Source organism: Stenotrophomonas sp. S49, from assembly GCF_016624905.1.
Lineage (GTDB): Bacteria > Pseudomonadota > Gammaproteobacteria > Xanthomonadales > Xanthomonadaceae > Stenotrophomonas.
Genome location: NZ_JACVUD010000169.1, coordinates 1 through 1,885 on the forward strand (window position 1 = coordinate 1; position 1,885 = coordinate 1,885).

The 1,885-nt window shown below is 66.0% G+C and carries 2 protein-coding genes; one reads left to right on the plus strand and one right to left on the minus strand.

What is annotated here, in order from left to right:
* Positions 1-118: 118 nt before the first annotated feature.
* Complete coding sequence (locus tag IAE58_RS19830; protein WP_199933820.1) at positions 119-781, minus strand: exopolysaccharide biosynthesis protein; 663 nt, start codon at positions 779-781, stop codon at positions 119-121.
* Positions 782-948: 167 nt separating this feature from the next.
* Here IAE58_RS19830 and yidA point away from each other — a divergent pair, with 167 nt between their 5' ends.
* The gene (gene yidA, locus IAE58_RS19835; RefSeq protein ID WP_199933819.1) at positions 949-1,782 is read left to right on the plus strand and encodes a sugar-phosphatase; all 834 of its coding nucleotides are present in this window, start codon (positions 949-951) and stop codon (positions 1,780-1,782) included.
* The last annotated feature ends 103 nt before the right edge of the window (positions 1,783-1,885 follow it).

Consider the following 1,885-nt stretch of genomic DNA (forward strand, 5'->3'; position numbering starts at 1 on the left):
GCTTGCTCGACTGCTTCTGCCAACAGCAGTCGAGCAAGCTCGACTCTACGAAAGGCGAAGAGCAGTCGAGCAAGCTCGACTCTACGAAAGGCGAAAAGCAGCCAAGCATGGCTTGGCTCTACAGCTCGGCGGTGCTCCCGCGCAGTCCGCTGAACACCGATTCGGCGGCAAAGCCCACGCCGCCCAGCAGCACGCCGAAGTACACCATCGTGGCCACCACGAAGGCATACCCGGCCGCCACCGCGGCACCATCGCGCTGGATGAAGCCGATGGCAAACGACATCAGCGCCAGCGCGGGCAGCGTATTGCTGAAGGGAATCGGCCCGGCCGGGGCCATCAGCAGCAGCGTGGCCACCACCAGCGCCAGGTTGTTCACGCGCATCATCTTCTTCGAGCGCACCATCACCGCCAGCCGCATTGGCTGTGACAGGCGCTCCATGCGGTGCACCCACTTCAGGGCCCGGCCCAGGTTGGCGCGCAGCTTGTCGGTGGCCACCTCGCGCTCGGCCAGGCGCTGCGGCACCCACAGCGGCCGGTCGCGTACGCGGCTCAGGCCAATCAGCAGGATGGACGCACCAAACACCGTGCTCAGGCCGGGAATGGACACTGGAATCAGGAAAATGGCCGACAGCAGGATCACGATCAGCATCAGGCCCTCATCGCCCAGGGCCTGCAGCAGGGTGCCCACGCGGATGTGCTGGCCGGGCAGGCCGTCGATCAGGTCTTCAATCTGCTCTGCCAGCGGGGCGGTGTCGGTGGCCTCGGGGGCGCGGTAGGTCATGCGTCTGGATCTCCAGGGTAGGGCGGTCATGGGGCCGTCCTGCGGTGGGGCGCACAGGCTTGCCGAGTATGGCCGCCAACGGCGGCGCGCGGCTGAACCGCACATGAGAACGGCAGCCGCCGTCGGCCTGGCCTAAAATGGAGGGTCCCGCGCTGGAAATAAAACTGATGGACATGGGCCGCAGGCAATCGACCATCCAACTGGTCGCCATTGATATGGATGGCACCCTGCTGGACCCGGCGCACAAGCTGACCGCGCGCGCCAAACAGGCCATTGCGCAGGCGCGCGCGCTGGGCGTGCATATCGTGCTGACCAGCGGCCGTCCGGTGTCCGGGCTGGCGCCGTTCCTGCAGGAACTGGGCATCACCGGCAATGACGATTACTGCATTGCCTGCAACGGCGGCCTGGTGCAGCGCATCGGCACGCGCGAAACAGTGGTGGAATTCCCGCTCAGCTTCGATGACTTCCTGTACTGCGAACAGGTTTCGCGGCAGCTGGGCGTGCACTTCCAGGCGCTGGATGGCCAGCGCCTGTACACCACCAATCAGGACATCAGCCGCTACACCGTCATCGATTCGCACCTGTCCCACGTGCCGCTGTCGTACCGCCGCGTGCAGGACATGGACCCCTCGATGTCTTTCATCAAGCTGATGATGATCGACGAACCCGACGTGCTGGATGCCGCCATCACCCGCTTGCCGGCCGAACTGACCGAACGCTTCGCCGTGTTGAAGAGCGCACCGTTCTTCCTGGAAGTGTTCGACCACCGCGCTGGCAAGGGGCCCAGCCTGCAGCGCCTGGCCGAGCACCTGGGCATCGACCGCGCCAACGTGATGGCCATTGGCGATCAGGAAAACGATCTGACCATGCTGCAGTTCGCCGGCACCAGCGTGGCCATGGGCAACGCCATTGACGCAGTGAAGGCGGTGGCGCGTTTCGAAACCACACCGAACACCGACGAAGGCGTGGCCCGCGCGATCGAGCGCTTCGTGCTGGCGTAATTACGCGCACCGGCTCTGGTAGGTGCCAACCTTGGTTGGCACAAGGCCCGGGGGGGGGGGCGCGGCGGGCGGGGGGGGGGGGGCCCCGGGGGGGGTTTGGCGG

Bases quoted from the DNA above. Each gene is read 5' to 3' on its own strand.
- IAE58_RS19830 (WP_199933820.1), bottom strand. From the start codon at position 781: ATGACCTACCGCGCCCCCGAGGCCACCGACACCGCCCCGCTGGCAGAG.
- yidA (WP_199933819.1), top strand. From the start codon at position 949: ATGGACATGGGCCGCAGGCAATCGACCATCCAACTGGTCGCCATTGAT.